This window comes from Achromobacter sp. UMC46 (genome assembly GCF_014170335.1).
Lineage (GTDB): Bacteria > Pseudomonadota > Gammaproteobacteria > Burkholderiales > Burkholderiaceae_B > Achromobacter.
The window spans coordinates 21,848-42,202 of sequence record NZ_LZZS01000016.1; the positions used below are offsets into that span (position 1 = coordinate 21,848).

The window sequence follows — 20,355 nt, forward strand, 5'->3', positions numbered from 1 at the left end:
TCATAACAATAAAACCAGAAGGCTTGACGACTGCATGCGGCACCGCAACGCCTGCGGCCAGGCGGCGTCCAAAAAAATGAGCGCCTTTGCAGGCGCCCGCTCCAAGCGAAAATTCAAGCAAGGCTGGCGATCAGGCCTCGATCCGCTCGACCTTGCCCACCAGCAGGATGTACGACAGCGCGCCCAGCAGGGCCAGCGACGACACGTACACGATCGCCGGCGCGAAGCTGGCTTTCGACACCAGGAAGCCGATCACGATCGGCGTGCAGATCGACGACAGGTTGCCGACGAAGTTGAAGACGCCGCCCGTCAGGCCCAACAAGCGCACCGGCGCCAGCGTCGACACCAGCGACCACGTGATCGACGCCAGTCCGTTACCGAAGAAGGCCACGGCCAGGAAGAAGATGACCCATGGCGTGGAATCGGTGAAGTTGGCGCCGATCATCGACGTCGAGATCAACAGGCCCAGGATGATGGGCAGCTTGCGCGCCAGGCCCACGGTGGCGCCGCGGCGGATCAGAAAGTCGGACAGCACGCCCGAGCACAGCACGCCGACGAACGCGGCCAGGAAGGGCACCGACGCCAGGAAGCCGGACTTGATGAAATCCATACCGCGGTACTTCACCAGATAGGTCGGGAACCACGTGAGGAAGAACCACAGCGTGGACGTCAGGCAGAACTGGCCCAGGTACACGCCCCACAGCTTGCGCTTGCTCATGACCAGCGCCAGGTCGTTCCAGTTGAACGGGGCCTTCTTGGCCTTTGCGTTGCGGTCCAGGTCGACCACGCCGCCGCCTTGCTGGATCAGTTCGATCTCGGCGGCGTTCGTGCCTTTGAACTGGCGCGGTTCGCGGTAGATCACGTACCACAGCACGCCCCAGACGATGCCCAGCAAACCGGTGCTGACAAACACCATGTGCCAGCCGTAGTGGTGCTGCAGCCAGGCCAGCACGGGCGTCAGGAACGCCAGGCCGACGAACTGGCCGGACGTGTAGAAGCCGATGGCGGTGGCGCGTTCCTTTTCCGGGAACCAGGTCGTGACCACGCGGTTGTTGATGGGGTAGGCCGGGGCTTCCAGCGCGCCGACGGCCAGCCGCAGCACGAACAGGATGACGAAGCTGCCGGCGAATCCCATGAAGAACGTGGCCGCCGACCACAGGATCAGCGCGGCGGCGTACAGCACGCGCGGCGACACGCGGTCGACCAGCCAGCCGCCGGGGATCTGCATGGCGGCGTAGGTCCACCCGAAGGCGGACAGGATCAGGCCTTCATGCACCGTGTCCAGGCCGAACTCGTCCTTGAGCGCGGGCGCGGCGATGGACAGGTTGCTGCGGTCCAGGTAGTTGATGACGACGGTGATGAACAGCATCACCATGATGAGGTAGCGGCTGCGGGTGGGCCGCTGGGCGCTTTGCAGGCCCGCGTGGGTGGCGGTGGACAAGGGTGTCTCCTCTTCTTTTATCCGGTTACCACTCGGCGAAGCTGCCGTCGGCATGGCGCCAGATCGGGTTGCGCCAGCGGTGGCCCACGGCGGCGCGTTCTTTCACGTATTCCTCGTTGACCTCGATGCCCAGGCCAGGCCCTTGGGGAATCGCGACCATGCCGTCTTCGTACGCGAACACTTCCCGGTTGCTGACGTAGTCCAGCAGGTCGTTGGCGGCGTTGTAGTGGATGCCCAGGCTCTGCTCCTGGATGAAGGCGTTGTAGCAACCGGCATCGATCTGCAGGCAGGTGGCCAGCGCGATCGGACCCAGCGGGCAGTGCAGCGCCAGCGCCACGTCATAGGCTTCGGCCATGGCGGCGATCTTGCGGGTTTCGGTGATGCCGCCGGCATGCGAGGGGTCGGGCTGGATGATGTCGACGTAGCCCTCGGACAGCACGCGCTTGAAGTCCCAGCGCGAGAACAGGCGTTCGCCCAGCGCGATGGGGGTGGACGTCAACGGCGCCAGTTCCTTGAGCGCTTCGTAGTGTTCGCTCAGCACGGGCTCTTCGATGAACATCAGCTTGAACGGGTCCAGCTCTTTCATCAGCACCTTGGCCATGGGCTTGTGGACGCGGCCATGGAAGTCCACGCCGATGCCCACGTTGGGGCCCACCGCGTCGCGCACGGCGGCCACGTTCTCCAGACACTTTTCGACCTTGTCGAACGAATCGATGTATTGCAGTTCTTCGGTGCCGTTCATCTTCACGGCAGTGAAACCGCGGTCCACGGCGCTCTTGGCGGCTGCTGCCGTGTCGGCCGGCCGGTCGCCGCCGATCCACGAATACACGCGGATGCGGTCGCGCACGTTGCCGCCCAGCAGCTGCGACACCGGCACGCCCAGGTGCTTGCCCTTGATGTCCCACAGCGCCTGGTCGATGCCGGCCAGCGCGCTCATGTGGATGGCGCCGCCGCGGTAGAAGCCGCCGCGGTACAGCACCGTCCAGTGGTCTTCGATGTTGCGCGGGTCTTTGCCGATCAGGTAATCGGACAGCTCTTCGACGGCGGCCGCCACCGAATGGGCGCGGCCTTCGACGACGGGTTCGCCCCAGCCGACGATGCCCTCATCCGTTTCGATTTTCAGGAAGCACCACCGGGGCGGCACGATGTAGGTAGTGAGCTTGGTGATCTTCATGCTTGGGTCTCCTGGGCGGGATAGGCGCGTTGCCAGGCCGCGATGAATGCGCGTGCGTTCTGGCCGGTTTCAGCGGCCGACAGGCCGGGTTTGTACAAGGCGGAGCCCAGGCCGAAGCCGCTGGCGCCCGCCTGGGCGTAAATGGACAGGTTGCCGGGCGTGACGCCGCCGACGGGAACCAGCGCGATGGGCGGGCGCATCACGGCGCGCCAGGCTTTCAGCACGACGGGGCCCAGTTGTTCGGCGGGGAACATCTTCAAGACGTCGGCGCCGGCGGCAAGCGCGGCGAATGCCTCGGTGGGCGTCGCGACCCCGGGGCAGGACGCCATGCCCAGCGCCTTGGCGGCGCGGATCACCGCGGCGTCGCTGTGCGGCATGACGATCAGTTCGCCGCCCGCGTCCCGCACGCGGGCGCAGTCGTCGGGGTTCAGCACGGTGCCGGCGCCGATCAGGCAATCGGTGGGCAGCGCGGCGCGCATCGCGCGGATGCTGTCCAGCGGGTCCGGCGAATTCAGCGGCACTTCGATCAGGCGGAAGCCGGCGCCATAGAGCTCAAGGCCGACGGCTTCTGCATCGGCGGGCGTGATGCCGCGCAGGATGGCGATCAGGCCGCAGTGGGCCATGGCGGTTTGCAGACCAGGGTGGTTCATGTTGGGTTCCTAGACGGATGCCGAAGAAGGGGTTTCTGCCGCGACCAGCCCGGCGCAGAGGGCCAGGTGCCACAGGCCGCGCTCGGTGGCGTTCTGGGCCTGTTCGGGCGTGCCCAGGCCGTAGTGCCGCATGGCCAGGATGTAGCGCTGGCACAGCGCGGGTTCGCCGCACAGCACGATGCGGGGCGGTTCGCCCTGCTGGGCCAGCATCTCGGCAAGCGCCGCGACTTCGTGGCCGATCAACAGGCCCGACAGGTAGTCCGCCTGCGATGCGGACGGCAGCTCGCCGGTCAGGCCCAGCGCGCGCGTGCTGAAGATGGTGGACAGCACGCCCGCGCGTCCTGCGGGGGCGCCCGCCACTTTCACGCCGCGCTCGAACGCGGCCATGTCGGCGGCGGGGGCTTCGCTCATGGTGCGTCCCAGGATGGTGTGGCCGCGCAGCGCGGCGTAGACCTCGCCGGTCATGAACGTGTCGAAGTGCGTGACGCGGCCGCGGCGGGCGTTGACCCACTTGGAGTGCGTGCCCGGCAGGCCGATCAGCACGTTGTCCGCCTGATGCGGATCGGCTGCGCCGGCTTGGTCGAACATCACGCCGAAGACCTGCGTTTCTTCGCCGCGCATCACGTTGGGCAGGCCGTGGCGCTGGATCAGGCCGGGCACGATATGCACCGGCGTTTCGCCGCCGCGGTCGACCTTCGTCAGCAGCGTGCCGATGCGTTCCAGATCGACAGGCACATCCAGGTAGGCGGCTTCCTTCCAGCCTTGGGCGCTGCCGACCATGCCGCAGGCGATCACCGGCAGCGCGGGCTCGGCGCGCAGCCAGTCGCCGCAGGCTTGCTCGAACGCCAGGTCGAAGCCGGACAGGGCGTGGCTGGCCGCGCCGTCCTGCAAGGGCTGCGGCAGGCGCATGATGCCCCAGGGCAAGTGGCGGGTGTCCAGCGTGCGGCCCGTGGCATCCAGGCGGTAGGCGCGCAACGATGAGGTGCCCCAGTCCAGCGCGATAAGCGCCGCGCGGGCGGGCGATCCGGTAGTCATCTGATCTGTCTCGTCTCCGGCCGCAATGCCGGTTGCCGGGACCGCGTGGCGCGGCGGGGGCGGGGCGTTGCGGACCGTGTTGTCGGACGCGCCCGCCGCAACAACGCGAGGGGCGCACATTGCGAAAAATTCTAGATCAGCGCTTGAAAAATCTCAAAATATAGAATTTAATCCCACATACAGGGAATTCATAGCTTCATGGAATTCCACCGCCTTTGCTGCTTTTACCGACGTTTCATGACCCTCGCCACCCTGTCTTCCGCTCGCTCCCCTTCGCTGGACCCCGACGCCGCCGCGCCCGCCGGCACGCAGACCCTGATGCGCGGCCTGGCCGTGGTGCAGGCCGTGGCCGATGGTGCGCGCGACTTGAAAGAGATCTGCGCCCGCATCGGCGTGGCGCGCAGCACCACGCACCGGCTGGCCAGTTGCCTGGTGCAAGAGCGCTATCTGCGCGCCTTGCCGGGCGTGGGATATGTGCTGGGCCCGAAGCTGATCGAACTGGGCTTCCAGGCGCGCGAGGCGTTTCCGATGGCGACGCTGGCGCGGCCGTACCTGGACAGCCTGGCCGAACTGACGGGCGACACCATTCACCTGGCCGTGCGCGACAACGACGAAGTGCTGTACCTGGAAAAGATCCCCGGCAAGAAGGGGCTCGAAATGCGCTCGCGCGTGGGCCATCGCATGCCGCTGGCCGCCACGGGCGTGGGCAAGGCGCTGTTGCTGGACACTGAAGAGCCGCAATGGAAGGCGCTGCACCGCATCGGTGCGCCGGTGTCGTCGCGCACGCCGGGCGGCCAGCAAAGCTGGGAAGTGTTCCGCGACCGCATGCGCGACTACGCCGCGCATGGCTATGCGTTCGACCTGGAAGACAACGAACCCTCGATCCGCTGCGTGGCCGCGCCGGTGCGCGATGCGTCCAGCGGCATTGTGGCGGCGATCAGCGTGTCCAGCACCGTGCCGTACATGTCGCTGGAGCGCATGCGCGAAATGGTCGCGGTGGTGCAGGGCGCCGCGGCAGGCATTTCCACGGAAATGGGCTGGAAGGTGGACCGCGGCTGACGCGGCCTAGCGGGCCGGGGCCAGCGGCGGCAACGGCAGCAGCTGCGGCGCGATGCCGGCAATGACCGTCTCTAGCTGCGCCACCAATGCCTGGGCGGCGGGCGACAGCGAACGGTCGCGCCGGTGCAGCAGCCCGATGTACCGGCGTGCCGAGGCGTCGCCCAGCGCGGTGCAGCGCAGCCCGGTCAGGTTCAGTTCGGGCAGGGCCAGGCGCGGCAGCACGCTGACGCCCAGCCCCTGGCGCACCATGCCGGCGGCCGTGCCCATGTTCGTGACGTCGTACCGCAGCGCCGTGGCGGGCGCGCCGGTTTCGTCGCGCACCGCACGGTCGAACTGCTGGCGCGCATTGGACCCCTGCGACAGCAAAATCAAGTCATACCGGAGCACGTCGCGCCAATGCAGCGTGCGCCGCTGCTTGCCCAGTGGATGGCCCGCAGGGTAGATCGCGCAAAAGCAATCTTCGGTCAACGGCGTGAAGGCCAGGTCAGGCGCCGGCTCGGCCAGGGCGCCCACCGCGAATTCGATCTGGTTGGTGCGCAGCAAGGCGACCAGTTCGTCGTTGTGCGCCTCCACTACGCGCACTTTCAAGGCCGGATGCGCTTTGCGCAGCGCGCCCACGGCGGCGGGCAGCAGCGTCAGCGCGGTCGACGGCAGGGCGCCCAGCGCGATGTTGCCCCGGCGCATGGCGGCCAGGTCGGCCAGGCCGCGGTACGCCTCTTCCAGGTCGGCGATCGGGCGTTGCACCCGGGCATGGAAATCCTGCCCGGCGGAAGTCAGGCTGATGCTGCGCGTGGTGCGCTCGAACAGCCGCAGGCCCAGCACGTCTTCCAGGTCCTGGATCAGGGCGGTGAACGATGGCTGTGTCACGCCCAGCTGATTGGCGGCATGCGTGAACGAGCCGCTGTCCACCGCCAGCAGGAAGGCCTTGAGAGGCCGGTATTTGATATTCATAGCCATTAACTAAGAATAGGGCAGAAATATCGATTTGTGTCTAAGAATTGTCTTGCCCATGATGGCGTCTACCCGATGAACCTCCCGGATTCGAGAGACGCCATGGACGCATCCCGCCCCAAGCCATTCCGATTGGGCGCCAACTGGCGCCGCAGCCAAGACGGCGACGCCGTCATCACTTCCCTCAACCCGGCCGACGGCAGCATTGCGGGCATCGTCACGCGCGCCTTGCCGCAAGACGTGGACACGGCCGTCGCCATCGCCCAGGACGCTTTCCAGCGCCAGCCGTGGCGCAAGCTGCGCCCGGACCAGCGCGCGGCGACGCTGTACGAGATCGGCCGCCGCCTGTCGGCCGAGCGGGAACCGCTGGCTCGGCTGCAGATGCAGGACAGCGGCAAGCCCTGGAAAGAATGCCTGAACATGGTGGACAGCGCGGCGGGGCACTTCCGCTACTACGCCGCCGTGTGCGAGACCTGGCAGAACGAAATGACCTCGCCGCGGGGCGAGTACTTTTCGATGGCGCTGGCCGAGCCGTTCGGCGTGGTCGCGGCGATCACGCCGTGGAATTCACCGATCATGAACGAGGCCCAGAAGGCCGCGCCGGCCCTGGCCGCCGGCAACGCCGTGTTGATCAAGCCGTCGGAAGAGACGCCCCAGCTGGCGCTGGAACTGGCGCGCATCTGCACCGAGGCCGGCTTGCCCGACGGCCTGTTGACTGTGTTGCCGGGCCACGGGGAAGACGTGGGCGCCGCGCTGGTCAAGCATCCCGGGGTACGCATGGTGTCGTTCACCGGCGGCACGGAAACCGGACGCGCCATCGGCGGCATCGCCGGCCAGCGGCTGATTCCGGTGGGGTTGGAACTGGGCGGGAAATCGCCTCACATCGTGTTCGACGACGCGGATCTGGACCGCGCCGTGGCGGGCGTGATTTCGGGGATCTTCGGGTCGGCCGGGCAGAGTTGCGTCGCAGGGTCCCGCTTGTTCGTGCAGAAATCCATCTACCAGCGCTTCATGGATGCGCTGGTGGCGCGCACCGCCCAGGTGCGCGTCGGCCTGCCCGACGATCCGGCGACCCAGATGGGGCCGCTGGTGTCCCGCGCGCATCGCGACAAGGTCGCGGGCTATGTGGACATCGGCCGCGCCGAAGGCGGCCGCGTGCTGGTCGGCGGCGCGGCGCCGGCGCAGGCGGAACTGGCCAACGGCTGGTTCTACCTGCCCACGGTGATCGACGGCCTGGGCAACCAGGCGCGCGTCTGCCAGGAAGAGATATTCGGGCCGGTGCTGGTGGCGCTGCCCTTCGATGACGAAGACGACGTGATCGGCCAGGCCAACGACACGCCCTTCGGCCTGGCCGCCGGCATGTGGACGGGCGACTACGCCCGCGCCTGGCGTGTGGCGCGCGAGATCGAGGCTGGCTCCGTCTGGATCAACACCTACAAGCAATCGCATATCGCAACGCCGTTCGGCGGCTTCAAGGCCAGCGGCATCGGACGCGAAAAAGGCCTGCACGGCTTGCGCCTCTATAGCCAGGTCAAGAGCCTGTACTGGGGCATGCACGACAAACCCATGGGACTGTGAACCACATGACGACCGACAAGAAAAGCGCGGCCCTGCCGCTGAACGAATCCCGCATCCTGATCGCCGGCGCGGCCAGCCTGGTGGGTTCCCACACCGCCGACGCCCTGCTTGCCGCCGGCGTGCGTGAAGTGATCCTGCTGGACAACTTCGCGTTCGGCACGCCCGAGGCCATCGCCCACCTGCAGGACAATCCGCGCGTGAAAGTGGTGCGCGGGGACCTGATGCGCCTGCCCGACCTGCTGGCGGCGACCGAAGGCGTGGACGGCGTGCTGCATCTTGCCGCCTACATGACCCTGGGTTTTGCCCAGACCCCATGGCAGGCGGTCGACGTGAACATCCGCGGCGCGCAGAACATGCTGGAAGCCTGCCGCGCGAACAAGGTGAAGAAGATCGTCTTCGCGTCGTCCAATGCGGTCTATGGCTACGGCACCGGCATCGCCGGCGCGCTGGCCGAGAACGGCCCCTTCCACTCCGTGGGCGCGCCGCCGGCCGCCATCCTGTACGGCGCGTCCAAGATCATGGGCGAACAGCTGTGCCGGCAGTATTACCAGAAGGCCGGGCTGGACTACGTGGTGCTGCGGTACTCCACGGTGTACGGCGAACGCCAGCACTATCGCGCGGCCAACTCGCTGTACATCATGGAAACCTATGACCGCGTGCGCAAGGGCGAACGGCCCGTGCTGCCCGGGGACGGCACGGACACCAAGCATTTCGTGCACGTATCGGACGTGGCGCGCGCCAACGTCGCGGCATTCCAGAGCCCGGCCACGGACGTGGCGGTGAACGTGTCGGGCCCCGCGCCCATCACCACCGGCGAACTGGTGCGCCTGGTGCTGGACTATTGCAAGAGCGGCCTGCAACCCGAGATCAAGCCGGACCCGCCGGGTACCGTGCGCCTGACTTCAGGCGGCGCGTTCCACATTCCGCATGACCTGGCCGGGCAGCATATCGGCTGGGAACCCAAGGTGGGCATGGCGGAAGGCGTGGCCCGCCTGCTGGCCTGGCGCGAGGCGCAAGCATCCGCTTGAGCCGCCGCCGTATTCAAAAAAAACAGATAACGAGGAGACAACCATGTTCTTGATACGCAAGGCGGCCGCATGCGCCGCGCTGACCGTCACCGGCCTGTGCGCCGCATTGCCGGCGTGGGCCTGGCCCGATCATCCGATTGAACTCGTCGTCGGGTTCGCACCCGGCGGCGGTACCGATCTGACGGCGCGCTCGCTCGCGGTGTTCCTGGAAAAAGAACTGGGCACGACGGTCGTGGTGCAGAACAAGCCTGGCGCCTCCAGCGCCATCGCCTTGTCGTACGTGGCGCGTGCCAAGCCCGACGGCTACACCTTGGCCATGACCAACATGCCCGGGCTGGTTTCCCTGCCAATCGAACGCAAGGCGGGCTTCACCACCGCCGATTTCACGTATCTGGCCAATCTGGTGCGCGACCCCAGCGCGTTCAGCGTCGCCAGCAACAGCCCCTATCAAACCTTGGACGCCTTGATCGCCGCCGCCCGCGACAAGCCGGGCTCGATCAGCTACGGGTCCACCGGGGTCGGCACCGACGACCACCTGGCGCTGGTGCTGTTCCAGTCGCTGACCGGCACCCGGCTGAACCACGTGCCCTACAACGGCGCAGGGCCGCTGCGCAGTTCCGTGCTGGGTGGACATACCGTCATTGGCGGGTTGAACCTGGGCGAGGTCATGCCGTACCACGGCAAGAACATGCGCGTGTTGGCGCAGGCCAGCGACAAGCGGTCGGCATTGGGCCCTGATGTGCCGACGTTCAAGGAGCTGGGCGTGGACCTGGTGTTCGCGTCTGAACGTGGCATCGTCGCGCCGAAGGGCCTGCCGACGGAGGTGTCGGACAAGCTGCGCAAGGCGCTGGGCAAGGTCGCCGCCAATCCGGACTTCCAAGCCCAGATGAAGCAGCAATTCACCGAGATGGACTACGTGGACGGGCCGCAGTGGCAAGAGCGTCTGAAGGGCGACGACGTGCGTCTGCGGCAGATCTGGGCGAAGACCCCCTGGGTCGAATAGCGCCGGTTACTCCAGCGGCAGCGTCAGCACGCCTTGCGGGGCAGGCCGCATCATGACGCGGCGGTACCAGGCGGACAGCGCCGGGGTGTCCGGGCGCTGGATCGGCAGGGCCAGCCAGCGGTGCGCGGCACAGACCAGCGCGATGTCGCCGATGGTCAGGTGGCGGCCGGCGATGAATTCGCGGCCCTGCAAGGCCTGGTCCAGGATCTGCGCGCGGGCGTTCGACCGCTTGACCGAGGTTTCGATCGCGGCATGGTCGCGCTTGTCTTCCGGCGTGCGGATCAGGCCCAGGAAGGCCGGGACCATCGCGCCTTGCCATTCCGTCGTCTGCCAATCCATCCAGCGGTCGGCATCCGCGCGCATGCAGGCGTCTTCGGGCCACAGCGTGCCCACGCCGTAGCGCGCGGCCAGGTAGCGGACGATGGCGTTGGACTCCCACAGCACGAAGCCGCCGTCATCGATGACCGGTACGGTGCGGTTGGGATTGAGCTTGGCGAATTCCGGCGTGTCCACCACACCGAACGGCCCGCCGGCCTGGATAAAGGTGTGCGGAAGTGCCAGCTCGCGCACGGCCAGCATCACTTTTTGCACGTTGACGGAAGTCAGGCGTCCCCAGATCTTCAACATATCCAGTCCTTGTGTTGTGTCAGGCGGGCGGCAGCTGCCGCCTCGCAAAGCCGCTGTCGCGCGAAAAGCGCGTCCAGTTGAAAGCGGGCCCGGGGTCGGTCTTGCGGCCCGGGGCGATGTGTTCGTGGCCCCAGGCCGCGGCCAGGGGGTAGCGCGAGCGCAACACCGGCGTTAGTTTGCGCAGGGCCAGGTATTGCTCGTCGGCGTAGGGCAGCGTGTCGGTGCCTTCCAGTTCGATGCCGATGGAGAAGTCATTGCAGCGTTCGCGCCCGCCAAAGCGCGACACGCCGGCGTGCCAGGCGCGCTGCTCGGTGGGCACGAACTGGATGATGCGCCCGTCGCGGCGGATGAAGAAGTGGGCCGACACGCGCAAACCGCGCAGACGTTCCAGCCAGGGGTGCGAGGAATAGTCCAGCGTGTTCAGGAACAGCCCGGCGACTTCCGAGCCGCCGAACTGCCCGGGCGGCAGGCTGATGTTGTGCAGCACCAGAAGCGAGACTTGCGCGCCAGCGGGCCGCGCGTCGCGGTTGGGCGAAGGCAGGAGGGTGACACCCGGGGCCGGCGCCAGCCAGCCATGTCGATCCAGAAGCAGGGCCATGGGAGAGAACATGCGTGGTGAATCCAACAGGCATTATGCCGTGGTCGCCGCCGCCTCCCAAATCCGGAGTAGGGGCTTACTTTTTGCCTAATGCAGCGTGTTCGGCGCTGCACCAGGTCAGGCCGTTCTGCAGCACGGCTTCGGAGCGCGGCAGGTGGATGCCGCAATGCGCGCAGCGCACCATGGACTCAGGCGCGGCCGGGGCCGGCTGGTTGCGGCGGGCGCGGGGTTGCGCGTCGCCGGCTTGCTTGGCCGCGGCCATGCGGGCTGCGATGCGGGCCACGAACAGCACCGCGATGATCAGAACCACCCAAAACAGCAACTTGCCCACGTCAGCCTCGATGCAAAATCATTTCCAGCACGAAACGGCTGCCGGTATACGCCAGAATCAGGAAACCAAAGCCCGTCAGCGTCCAGCGCAGGGCCACGCGCCCGCGCCAGCCCCATACGTGGCGGCCCACCAGCAGCACCCCGAACGTCAGCCAGGACAGCAGGGTGAAGACGGTCTTGTGGTCGAACGGCAGGATCTTGCCGGTCAGCTTCATGGACGCGAACGATCCCGAGCCCACGGCCAGCGTCAGCACGATGAAACCGATCCAGATGATACGGAACAGCAGTTGCTCCTGCACCAGCAGCGGCGGCTGGGAGTCCAGCACGCGGCCGATGATGCTGCGTTCGGCCGGGGCGTCCAGCGGGCGGTGCAGGTGGCGGTCCAGCAGGGCCATCATCATGGCGTGCAGGGCGGCGATGGTGATCAGGCCGTAGGCGGCCAGGGCGATCAGCAGGTGGACGCGCAACCAGGCGTCGTCGGCGTGGGGCACGAATTGCCCCTGCGGGAACAGCGCCGCCAGGGCGCTGGCGATGGCGGCGGCGGGCAAAAGCAGCAATTGCAGGCCGTCGATACGCACCAGCAGGCTTTCCAGCCAGAACACCACCATGCCCAGCCAGATGGCCGCCGACAGGGCAAGTGCCCACCCAATGAACAGATGCTGGGCGCCCAGCATCGCTTGTTGCAGGCCGATTCCATGGAGAACCAGTGCCCCCAGCAGGCACAGACGGGCGATTCTGCCCGTCTTTTCCACTTCCCCGGCGCCGGCCAGACGGATCCAAAGTGATCCCCCTAGCACTGCGTACGCCAAGGCAGCCGCTGTGTGAAATACAATGCCTAGTGACATAGAAACCGTTGTCTGGATGGGGCCTTGGGGTGCATGTCACCCGAAAGCGCAGAATCCGCGCCTGCGGCCACCGTTCAATCAACTAGTTTAAGCGGAAACGCCTCTCATGCTCGATAACCTAACTACACGCCTATCGCGCGTCGTCAAGACGCTGCGCGGTGAAGCCCGCCTGACCGAGGCCAACACCCAGGAGATGCTGCGCGAAGTGCGCATGGCGCTGCTGGAAGCCGACGTGGCGCTGCCCGTTGTGCGCGAATTCGTCGCCCGCGTGAAAGACAAGGCGCTGGGCGAAGAAGTCGCCGGCAGCCTCAGCCCGGGCCAGGCCCTGGTGGGCGTCGTCCACAAGGAACTGACCGCCTTGATGGGCGGCGACCTGGGCGCCGATTCCAACGAATTGTCGCTGGCCGTGCAGCCGCCCGCCGTCATCCTGATGGCTGGCCTGCAAGGCGCGGGTAAAACCACTACCACCGGCAAACTGGCCCGCTGGCTGTCCGAAGGCCAGCACACGCAGCACGGCCGCAAGACCGGCAAGAAGAAAGTGCTGGTGGTGTCCGCCGACGTCTACCGTCCGGCCGCTATCGACCAGTTGAAGAGCGTGGCGGCGCAGGTCGGCGTGGATTTCCTGCCGTCCGACCCCAGCCAGAAGCCCGAAGACATCGCGCGGGGCGCGGTGGACCATGCCAAGCGCCATCACTACGACGTGCTGATCCTGGACACGGCCGGCCGTCTGGGCATCGACGAGGCCATGATGCGCGAAATCCGCGCATTGCATGATCTGGTCAAGCCGGTTGAAACGCTGTTCGTCGTGGACGCCATGCAGGGCCAGGACGCGGTCAACACCGCGCGCGCCTTTGCCGACGCGCTGCCGCTGACCGGCGTGGTGCTGACCAAGCTGGACGGCGATGCCCGCGGCGGCGCGGCCCTGTCGGTGCGCCACGTCACCGGCAAGCCGCTGAAGTTCGTCGGCGTGTCCGAAAAGCTGGATGGCCTGGAACCGTTCTACCCCGACCGCATGGCGCAGCGCGTGCTGGGCATGGGCGACATCGTTTCGCTCGTCGAACAGGCGCAGAAGAACATCGACATCGCCGAAGCCCAGAAGCTGGCGGCGAAGATCAAGTCGGGCAACAAGTTCGACCTGAACGATTTCCGCGACCAGCTCGGCCAGGTGAAGAAGCTGGGCGACATGGGTTCGCTGCTGGAAAAGCTGCCGGCCCAGTTTCAGCAGGCCGCCGGCCAACTGCAGGGCGGCCAGGCGGAAAAACAGCTGCGCCGCACGGAAGGCATCCTGAATTCCATGACGGCGGCCGAACGCGCCAAGCCCGAACTGATCAAGGCCTCGCGCAAGCGCCGCATCGCAACGGGTTCGGGCGTGCCGGTGCAAGAGGTCAACCGCCTGCTTGCCCAGTTCGAACAGATGCAGGGCATGATGAAGCAGATGAAGAAGGGCGGCATGGCGAAGATGATGCGCGCCATGGGCGGCATGAAGGGAATGGGCCGCTTCGGCATGAAGTGATACCCAAAAAAATGGCCAGACGTTGCGTCTGGCCAAGTAATCGCGGCAGGCAGGGGGCGCCTTGCCGCGACACAAGCCGGAAAACGCATGGGTGTTCTCCGGGTTGTTGGATTGCGTCGCGGCGTCAAGCCAAAGGCGGGATGCGCAACACCTGGCCCGGGTAGATCTTGTCGGGGCTGGTCAGCATCGGCTTGTTGGCTTCGAAGATCAGCGAGTTCTTGGCGCCTTGGCCCTTGCCGTACTGCGCCTCGGCGATCTTCCACAGGTTGTCGCCCTTTTGCACCGTGTACATCTTGGCTTCGGGCGTGGCCTGCTTCACTTTCAACTGATTGTCCACCGCGGCCACGCCGACGGTATTGCCCAGCGCCAGGGAAATCTTCTCGGCGGCTTCGGTGCTGAGGGCTTCGCCCGCCACCGTGACCTTGTCGCCATCCACCGTGATTTGCAGGCCGTCTGCGTTCAGGCCGTGCTTATCCAGCTCTTTCTTCAACTCGTCTGCCGTCGCGGCCTTGGCCTCGCTGGCGCCGAAGAGCTTTTCCCCAACGTCCTTGATGAAATTGAGCAGACCCATAGTGTTTCCTTTATCGATGTTGCGGTGAGAAAACGAGTAGTGCCTTCAGGGCGCGCGGCCCACAAGCATCTTGCGCACGATCCCGACGATCAGGGTAAGCACGGCGCCACCGACGCCGCCGCCCACCACGTCACCGGCGATCGCTGAAAGATCCAGTCCGGTATTGCCTGCCGTTGCCGCCGCGCCCGCGCCGGCCGTGATCATGGGCGCCAGCCACGAGCCGCCTGCCAGGCCGCCGATGGCCCCTGCGATGGTGTTGCCGAGCGGGCCCAGATTGAACTGCTGGAGCATTTTCCCCAGTCCATTGCCGCCGGCTGCGCCAGCGACAAGCTGGATGAGAAGATTGATGATGACCGCGGTGTTCATGATGCCTCCTTGCCCCGTGGGGCGATGTGCAACGCTAGAACAACAACACGACAACGCAACAACGCCAGCAGCAACGATTATTACTCGCGGACTTGCCGCCAGACGAGGGGTTAACGTGTAACAGGTTGCTAGTCGCTTGGCAGACTACGCAAGAATGCTAGTCAGTTTGCAGGGAGCGTCGGGCGGCAGGCGCAAACTCCCTCGGGCGCAGGGTGCCGTGCGTCAGGACCTGATCGAAAACGCATAAGCAAAAGGGCCGCTGGATCAGCGGCCCTTCGTGTTCGCATCGCAAGTTTGCACCGCAATAGAAACGGTGCGAAAACGGTGGGATGGTGGACTCAGCCCCCGCCCACCGCCACCACGATCTCGATCTGGTCGCCGTCGGTCAGCGTGGTCTGCTCATGTTGGCTCTTGGGCACGATCTCGCCGTTGCGCTCCACCGCCACGCGCTTGCCGGCGTAGCCCAGCGTCTGCAGCAGTTCGATAACGGTAGTGTCCAGCGGGAACTCCCGCGCGTCGCCGTTCAGGGTGATGTGCATGTCAGGTCTCCTCACTGTTTCGCATAGGCGTCGGTGGCGCCGATCAGGCGCGCCAGGGTGCCGGGTTCGTCAAACGCGTGTCCGGCGTCGGGTACCAGATGGAAATCGGCTTCGGGCCAGGCGCGGTGCAGGTCCCACGCCGTGCGCGCGGGCGTGCAGACATCGTAGCGGCCCTGGACGATGGTGCCGGGGATGCCGCGCAGCTTGTGCGCGTCGCGGATCAACTGGCCTTCTTCCATGAAACCGGCGTTCACGAAGTAGTGGTTTTCGATGCGGGCGAAGGCCAGCGCGGCGCGGTCAGCGGCGTGGCTTTGCTGGTGGCGCGGACTGGGCAGCAGCGTGATGGTGCTGTCTTCCCACTTGCTCCACGCCTTGGCGGCGCGCAGCTGTTCGGCTGCGTCATCGCCCGTCAGGCGCTTGTGGTACGCCGCCACCAGGTCACCGCGTTCGGCTTCGGGGATGGGCGCCAGGTACTCTTCCCAGCGGTCCGGGAACAGCCACGACGCGCCTTCCTGGTAGAACCATTGGATTTCCGCGCGGCGCAGGCCGAAGATGCCACGCAGCACCAGCTCGCTGACGTGCGACGGATGCGTTTCGGCATAGGCCAGTGCCAGGGTCGACCCCCACGATCCGCCGAACACCAGCCACTTCTCCGCACCCATCACCTCGGTGCGCAGGCGTTCGATGTCCGACACCAGATGCCAGGTCGTGTTGTTGTCCAGGCCGGCATGCGGCTTGGAACGGCCGCATCCGCGCTGATCGAACAGCAGCACGTTGTAGCGCTGCGGGTCGAACAACTGGCGGTGCACGGGCGAACAACCGCTGCCCGGGCCGCCATGCAGGAAGACGGCGGGCTTGCCGTCCGGATTGCCCGACATTTCCCAATAGATCTGGTGGCCGTCGCCGGTGTCCAGGATGCCGTGGCGGTAGGGTTCAATCGGCGGATAAAGCATCAGGCGACTCGCTTGAAGATCAGGTCCCAGACGCCGTGGCCCAGACGCAGGCCGCGGTTCTCGAATTTGGTCAGGGGGCGGTAATCGGGGCGGGGCGCGTAGCCGTCCGCCGTGTTGGTCAGCAACGGTTCGCCGCTAAGCACTTCCAGCATCTGCACCGCGTAGTCTTCCCAGTCGGTGGCGCAATGGATGTAGCCCCCCGGCGCGATGCGGCTGGCCAGCAGCGACACGAACGCGGGCTGCAGCAGCCGGCGCTTGTGGTGGCGCTTCTTGGGCCAGGGGTCCGGGAAGTACACGTGAACGCCGGCCAGCGAATCCGGGGCGATCATGTCGCGCACGACTTCAACGGCGTCGTGCTGGATGATGCGCAGGTTCGGGATGCTGGAATCTTCAATGCGGCGCAGCAGCGAACCGACGCCGGCGTTGAACACTTCCACGCCCAGGAAGTTGTCGTCCGGGCGGGCCAGCGCGATCTTCTCGGTGGTCTCGCCCATGCCGAAGCCGATTTCCAGCACCGTCGGCGCCTGTCGGCCGAAGGCGGCGGCGGGGTCCAGGCGGCGGGGGGCGTACGGAATGGACCATTGGCCCATCAAGCGCTCCAGCGCGGCCAACTGGCCCTGGGTGATGTGGCCGCGGCGATGCACGAAGCTGCGGATGTGCATGGCGCCCGGGCTGTTGGGGGCGTGGGCGGTGCTGGCCAGCGCCGCCTCGGTTTCCGGGGAAACGGAGGCCTGGGCAGCGGCGGGCGCGGCGGAGTCGGCGGTCGTGTCGGGGGTGTTCACGGGGGGCGTCGCGGGCTTGTCCGCGGGGTTGTTCGTATTCATAGCCCCGAATTGTAGTGGCAGGTGCGGCGGGGCGGAGTCGGCCGTAAGGACTAAATTAGGGACGCATTTAATTCAGGACGGCGGTCGAGGCCCGCGGCGAGCGCCAAAAATCCCCCTGGAATCCCAAAAAAGCCGCGCTATAATCGTCGGCTCTGCTGTGGCCCCTGCGCTGCGGCACGACACCCGAGCGGGTGTAGTTCAATGGTAGAACGGCAGCTTCCCAAGCTTCATACGAGGGTTCGATTCCCTTCACCCGCTCCAATCACGCTCCATACCTTCGTTAGCGTTTGGCATGCTGGTGCTGTGCCTTTTCCAATGCGGCGATCATTCGTTGGGCGTAACTCAACCTCGCAGCGCCATCGCGCGTAGCAGCGCGTCAATCTGTCCGAACGCATCCTGCTGCCACTGTTCGGGCGTGCGGTCACCCAGCGCATGCGTGTCTTCGACGAAGCGCCTCACGCAGGTGGGTCCGTGCCCCTCGAAGACGTCGAACTTGTCGGCGATGTGGCGGAAACCGCGTTCGCCGCTTGCGTGCCCCAGGAGCGGGAGACATTCCTGCGCCAGCGCCTCGATGCCATCAGGGTAGTTCCGCACGCAGTAGTAGATGTCGTAGGCATCCTTCTGCTTGTAGCGGCCCGCCAGCGCATGGCCTTTCATTGCCAGCAGCGCAGGGATGGAGCACACCGCGATCTCCACGCGGTTGGTCCCTCCGTCCGGCATTGGGCCCGCCACCGCCACCAGTTGATAGAACCGCATCGCCAAGTCAGCGCCGTCGGCCCGTTGTACGGCAAAGTCGCTGATCAGGGGAGGGGTGTTCTTGACGATCTCCGCGTCGCGCGGCATCAGGAAATCGACCACGACGTCGATCGCCTCCCCGCCATCTCGCACGGGAACCTGGCGAACCAGTTGGAAGCGCCGAAGCCCGTCGCGTTGGGCGTATCCATGGCCTTGGAGCGCACCGATCAAGGTTGCGTACTCGCCGTCACCGAGTGCTTCCGCGTCCAGACCGACGTCCACATCGAGCGTGCCGACGTGGGGCATGTCCTCATTGGCCAGCAGCAGCCAGGGTACTGCACCGCCGATGATGGCGAACTTGCCTCTGAAGCTGCCAAGTATCTGGCCGATCTCGATCAGCACGGATTTCACTGCCGCGGTCGTGCGGTCGTCATATTCGGAGGCCGATTGTGGTTCCTGGGGCGGTGTCATTGGGGCCATGAAAGCTTTTCCTTGCGCAGGTGGTCGGCGGCCTCGGCGCCGCGTTCGCCGGCAATGGTGAGATCGAGGTAGGTCTGAACCGGGCTCGTGCAGACTGCGCCCGGCGCAGGTTCAATGGTGTCGGCGAACAATCCTGTGTCTTTCGGCACGGTGATGACCACGTTCTCGCCCTTTGTGGCAGGCGCGAGCTTTAGCGCTGCCTGAAGCTTGCGCAGACCATCCTCGTCAGCGAAGAAGTAGTGCGTGCCGGTGCGGCCGTAGGGCGAAAGCCACTGCGCTGCCGAGAACGATGCGAAAGCGGCACGTCTGGGAGCATCGTCAGCGCGCAACGCGGTACGGGCCGCATCTTCGAACGTGCTGCCATGCAGATGTGTGTAGAACCGCAGACGTTCACCCGGCGGTGCTGTGTAGCTGTCCCGCCATGCGTCCAACAGTGCATCGGGTTCTGAGAGGACGAGACCGTCTTCCGAGGCGCGTGCCCATTCCCGATTAATCAAGCCGGTGCGCACATTGCTGACGTGCCCCAGGCTGACGCCGGAAATTGTCGACAACTCGGTGACGCGCCATGCACGGCCGGGCTCGCGCAGCATGACGCGCAGAACCTGAGCTGACTTTGGCCTAAACAGCGATTTGAGTTCGCGTTGTTCGGCCACCGGTTTGTCCGCCACCATGCGCTCGATGAACACGCTGCCAAAAGCGATCCGGGCGTTGCCCTCTAGGTCGAGATAGCTGACGTCCTTCTCTTCGCACAACCGTCTCACCGCGGGTGAGATGTAGGGGGCGATGAAGACAGGCGTCGCCTCGGGAGCTCGCTCCGCAATGTAGTTCCGTAGCTCCAGCAAGGCGGACCGGGCGTACCGCGGTTGCCCGTTCGATTTGTATTCGCAGATAAGTAGGTGCCGTTGGCCGTTGACGAGCAGCCGAGCGATCAAGTCCGGCTCCCAATCGCCGGATACGGCTTCGGGTTCGATGCCTTCTATCTGAAGGACCGGGACCTTTTCAAGCGCCCGGCGCAGCGCCTCGCCAGCCCGAGCTTTCACATCTTTCATTGAATGATCATCTTTCAGCATCCGCTGAAAATACCATATTTTCTGAAAGTCGTTTCTAAGATTTCACTTAAAGGCCGAATTTCAACATCTGCTGAAACTATCCTGTAGAGTGAAAATGCCTATGGGCGCGAAAGGAGCAATAGTGGAGATCCATCGGGTGATTGCCGCAAGCCTTTCCCGGAATGCCTGGCCGGCTCGACTGGCCGTGACTCCATCGCCTTCATGTTGATGCGTGCGCCGGTTTTGCCGCCTGCGTGGTGCCGGCATTGTCGGCGGCCTTCGCCGAACGTTTCTTCAATTCCAGGATGACCTGCCCGCCGGACAGGATGTCGGTCTGGACGGCGACCCGGGCTGCCTGACTGTCGCGGTTGCGCATCGCTGCAAGCAGGGAATAGTGGCCGTCGATCATGTCGCGTCCGCCTGCCGTATAGCACTGGGCGATCAAGGGCCCCATCTTCAGCCATAGCCGTTCCAGGATGCTCAAGAGCACCGGCATGTTGGCGATCCGACAGTACTCGAAATGGAAGTGCTGGTTCAGGCTGATGGCGGCCAGGACGTCGCCGGCGGCCAGCGCCTGTTCGTTCTGCTCGATCAGCGCTTCCATGCGCGCGATGTCTTCGGCCGTGGCGACTTCGGCGGCCCGCGCGGCCGCCATGCCTTCGAGCTCCAGGCGGATGTCGCGGATTTCCAGGTATTCAGGCAGCGTGACGTCGGCCACCCGGATATCGCGCGCGCTGCGCATGGTCAGCGCGCCATCCTGTACCAGGCGCAGCACGCCGTCGCGCACGGGGGTGATGCTGGTGCCCAGCTCTGCCGCCAGCTCCCGGATACGCAGCCGGTCTCCCGGCCTGAGCTGGCCTTCCATCAGGGCGCTGCAGATTTTGGTGTAGACCCGCTTGCCCATGCTTTCGTACTGCATGGCCGAAAAGCGCGCCTCTGTCTGCGGCAGGGGCAGCGACGGCTCGGGCGCTTCTGGGATAGGGTCGGAATGAGGGCTTGCGCTCGG

22 protein-coding genes and 1 tRNA gene are annotated in these 20,355 nt (G+C 65.9%); 6 read left to right on the forward strand and 17 right to left on the reverse strand.

Going from position 1 to position 20,355, the window contains the following annotated elements; translation table 11 throughout:
* Window positions 1-130 precede the first annotated feature (130 nt).
* From A9973_RS14675 to A9973_RS14690, 4 genes are read right to left on the reverse strand one after another with little or no spacing between them, the layout of a single operon-like run.
* Entirely contained in the window at window positions 131-1,441 is a 1,311-nt protein-coding gene (locus A9973_RS14675) for an MFS transporter (RefSeq protein WP_183014484.1), read from the reverse strand.
* Window positions 1,442-1,466: 25 nt separating this feature from the next.
* A complete protein-coding gene (dgoD, locus tag A9973_RS14680) occupies window positions 1,467-2,615 on the reverse strand; it encodes a galactonate dehydratase (RefSeq protein WP_105557095.1) in 1,149 nt (382 codons plus the stop codon).
* Window positions 2,612-3,265, reverse strand: a complete 654-nt coding sequence (locus tag A9973_RS14685; RefSeq protein ID WP_183014485.1) for a 2-dehydro-3-deoxy-6-phosphogalactonate aldolase — start codon at window positions 3,263-3,265, stop codon at window positions 2,612-2,614. Before A9973_RS14685 ends, dgoD begins: the two co-directional genes overlap by 4 nt.
* A 9-nt stretch (window positions 3,266-3,274) precedes the next feature.
* Entirely contained in the window at window positions 3,275-4,300 is a 1,026-nt protein-coding gene (locus A9973_RS14690; protein ID WP_183014486.1) for a 2-dehydro-3-deoxygalactonokinase, read from the reverse strand.
* Window positions 4,301-4,537: 237 nt separating this feature from the next.
* Here A9973_RS14690 and A9973_RS14695 point away from each other — a divergent pair, with 237 nt between their 5' ends.
* Window positions 4,538-5,359 (forward strand): IclR family transcriptional regulator, encoded by an 822-nt coding sequence (locus A9973_RS14695; protein ID WP_183014487.1) that lies wholly within the window; start codon window positions 4,538-4,540, stop codon window positions 5,357-5,359.
* Window positions 5,360-5,365: 6 nt separating this feature from the next.
* On the opposite strand, the gene A9973_RS14700 is transcribed toward A9973_RS14695, so the two are convergent.
* Window positions 5,366-6,310 carry a LysR family transcriptional regulator gene (locus tag A9973_RS14700; protein ID WP_183014488.1) on the reverse strand — a complete coding sequence of 315 codons (945 nt, stop codon included), beginning with the start codon at window positions 6,308-6,310 and terminating at the stop codon, window positions 5,366-5,368.
* 102 nt (window positions 6,311-6,412) lie between these two features.
* On the opposite strand from A9973_RS14700, the gene A9973_RS14705 reads away from it, so the two are divergent.
* Genes A9973_RS14705 through A9973_RS14715 form a run of 3 tightly spaced genes read left to right on the forward strand, consistent with a single transcriptional unit; the run spans window position 6,413 to window position 9,919 of the window.
* Entirely contained in the window at window positions 6,413-7,888 is a 1,476-nt protein-coding gene (locus A9973_RS14705) for an aldehyde dehydrogenase (protein ID WP_183014489.1), read from the forward strand.
* Window positions 7,889-7,893: 5 nt separating this feature from the next.
* On the forward strand, window positions 7,894-8,916 hold the full coding sequence (locus A9973_RS14710) for an NAD(P)-dependent oxidoreductase (RefSeq protein ID WP_183014490.1): 1,023 nt from the start codon (window positions 7,894-7,896) through the stop codon (window positions 8,914-8,916).
* Between the two features lie 43 nt (window positions 8,917-8,959).
* Window positions 8,960-9,919: a tripartite tricarboxylate transporter substrate binding protein gene (locus A9973_RS14715; RefSeq protein ID WP_183014491.1), complete on the forward strand. Its 960-nt coding sequence runs from the start codon at window positions 8,960-8,962 to the stop codon at window positions 9,917-9,919.
* 6 nt (window positions 9,920-9,925) lie between these two features.
* Here the strand turns inward: A9973_RS14715 and A9973_RS14720 are convergent, their stop codons facing one another.
* From A9973_RS14720 to A9973_RS14735, 4 genes are all read right to left on the reverse strand, one after another.
* A complete protein-coding gene (locus tag A9973_RS14720; protein WP_183014492.1) occupies window positions 9,926-10,546 on the reverse strand; it encodes a glutathione S-transferase family protein in 621 nt (206 codons plus the stop codon).
* 19 nt (window positions 10,547-10,565) lie between these two features.
* Window positions 10,566-11,144: a 1,6-anhydro-N-acetylmuramyl-L-alanine amidase AmpD gene (gene ampD / locus A9973_RS14725; RefSeq protein ID WP_183014630.1), complete on the reverse strand. Its 579-nt coding sequence runs from the start codon at window positions 11,142-11,144 to the stop codon at window positions 10,566-10,568.
* Window positions 11,145-11,220: 76 nt separating this feature from the next.
* Window positions 11,221-11,475, reverse strand: a complete 255-nt coding sequence (locus A9973_RS14730; RefSeq protein WP_183014493.1) for a PP0621 family protein — start codon at window positions 11,473-11,475, stop codon at window positions 11,221-11,223.
* A gap of 1 nt (window position 11,476) precedes the next feature.
* Window positions 11,477-12,319, reverse strand: a complete 843-nt coding sequence (locus A9973_RS14735) for an inner membrane protein YpjD (protein WP_183014494.1) — start codon at window positions 12,317-12,319, stop codon at window positions 11,477-11,479.
* 106 nt (window positions 12,320-12,425) lie between these two features.
* Between A9973_RS14735 and ffh the strand changes: the two genes are divergently transcribed.
* Window positions 12,426-13,832 carry a signal recognition particle protein gene (ffh, locus tag A9973_RS14740; protein ID WP_183014495.1) on the forward strand — a complete coding sequence of 469 codons (1,407 nt, stop codon included), beginning with the start codon at window positions 12,426-12,428 and terminating at the stop codon, window positions 13,830-13,832.
* 124 nt (window positions 13,833-13,956) lie between these two features.
* Here ffh and lysM read toward each other — a convergent pair whose 3' ends face one another.
* The 5 genes from lysM to trmB form a co-directional block, all read right to left on the reverse strand.
* A complete protein-coding gene (gene lysM, locus A9973_RS14745; protein ID WP_006222391.1) occupies window positions 13,957-14,403 on the reverse strand; it encodes a peptidoglycan-binding protein LysM in 447 nt (148 codons plus the stop codon).
* A gap of 45 nt (window positions 14,404-14,448) precedes the next feature.
* Window positions 14,449-14,769, reverse strand: coding sequence for a hypothetical protein (locus tag A9973_RS14750; protein WP_175174830.1), 321 nt, complete (start codon window positions 14,767-14,769; stop codon window positions 14,449-14,451).
* Window positions 14,770-15,107: 338 nt separating this feature from the next.
* Window positions 15,108-15,308, reverse strand: coding sequence for a sulfur carrier protein ThiS (gene thiS, locus A9973_RS14755; protein WP_006222389.1), 201 nt, complete (start codon window positions 15,306-15,308; stop codon window positions 15,108-15,110).
* An 11-nt stretch (window positions 15,309-15,319) separates the two neighbouring features.
* Window positions 15,320-16,261 (reverse strand): prolyl aminopeptidase, encoded by a 942-nt coding sequence (gene pip / locus A9973_RS14760; RefSeq protein WP_183014496.1) that lies wholly within the window; start codon window positions 16,259-16,261, stop codon window positions 15,320-15,322.
* Window positions 16,261-17,085 (reverse strand): tRNA (guanosine(46)-N7)-methyltransferase TrmB, encoded by an 825-nt coding sequence (gene trmB, locus A9973_RS14765; RefSeq protein WP_220805523.1) that lies wholly within the window; start codon window positions 17,083-17,085, stop codon window positions 16,261-16,263. Before trmB ends, pip begins: the two co-directional genes overlap by 1 nt.
* A gap of 187 nt (window positions 17,086-17,272) precedes the next feature.
* Here trmB and A9973_RS14770 point away from each other — a divergent pair.
* Window positions 17,273-17,346 (forward strand) — tRNA-Gly (locus A9973_RS14770).
* Window positions 17,347-17,427: 81 nt separating this feature from the next.
* Here the strand turns inward: A9973_RS14770 and A9973_RS14775 are convergent.
* The 3 genes from A9973_RS14775 to A9973_RS14785 all read right to left on the reverse strand — a co-directional run bounded on the left by A9973_RS14775 (window position 17,428) and on the right by A9973_RS14785 (window position 20,268).
* Window positions 17,428-18,300, reverse strand: coding sequence for a nucleotidyl transferase AbiEii/AbiGii toxin family protein (locus tag A9973_RS14775; RefSeq protein WP_183014497.1), 873 nt, complete (start codon window positions 18,298-18,300; stop codon window positions 17,428-17,430).
* Window positions 18,288-19,370: a type IV toxin-antitoxin system AbiEi family antitoxin gene (locus A9973_RS14780; RefSeq protein WP_183014498.1), complete on the reverse strand. Its 1,083-nt coding sequence runs from the start codon at window positions 19,368-19,370 to the stop codon at window positions 18,288-18,290. The genes A9973_RS14775 and A9973_RS14780 overlap by 13 nt, the downstream gene beginning before the upstream one ends.
* 199 nt (window positions 19,371-19,569) lie before the next feature.
* Window positions 19,570-20,268 carry a GntR family transcriptional regulator gene (locus A9973_RS14785; protein WP_183014499.1) on the reverse strand — a complete coding sequence of 233 codons (699 nt, stop codon included), beginning with the start codon at window positions 20,266-20,268 and terminating at the stop codon, window positions 19,570-19,572.
* Window positions 20,269-20,355: the final 87 nt, after the last annotated feature.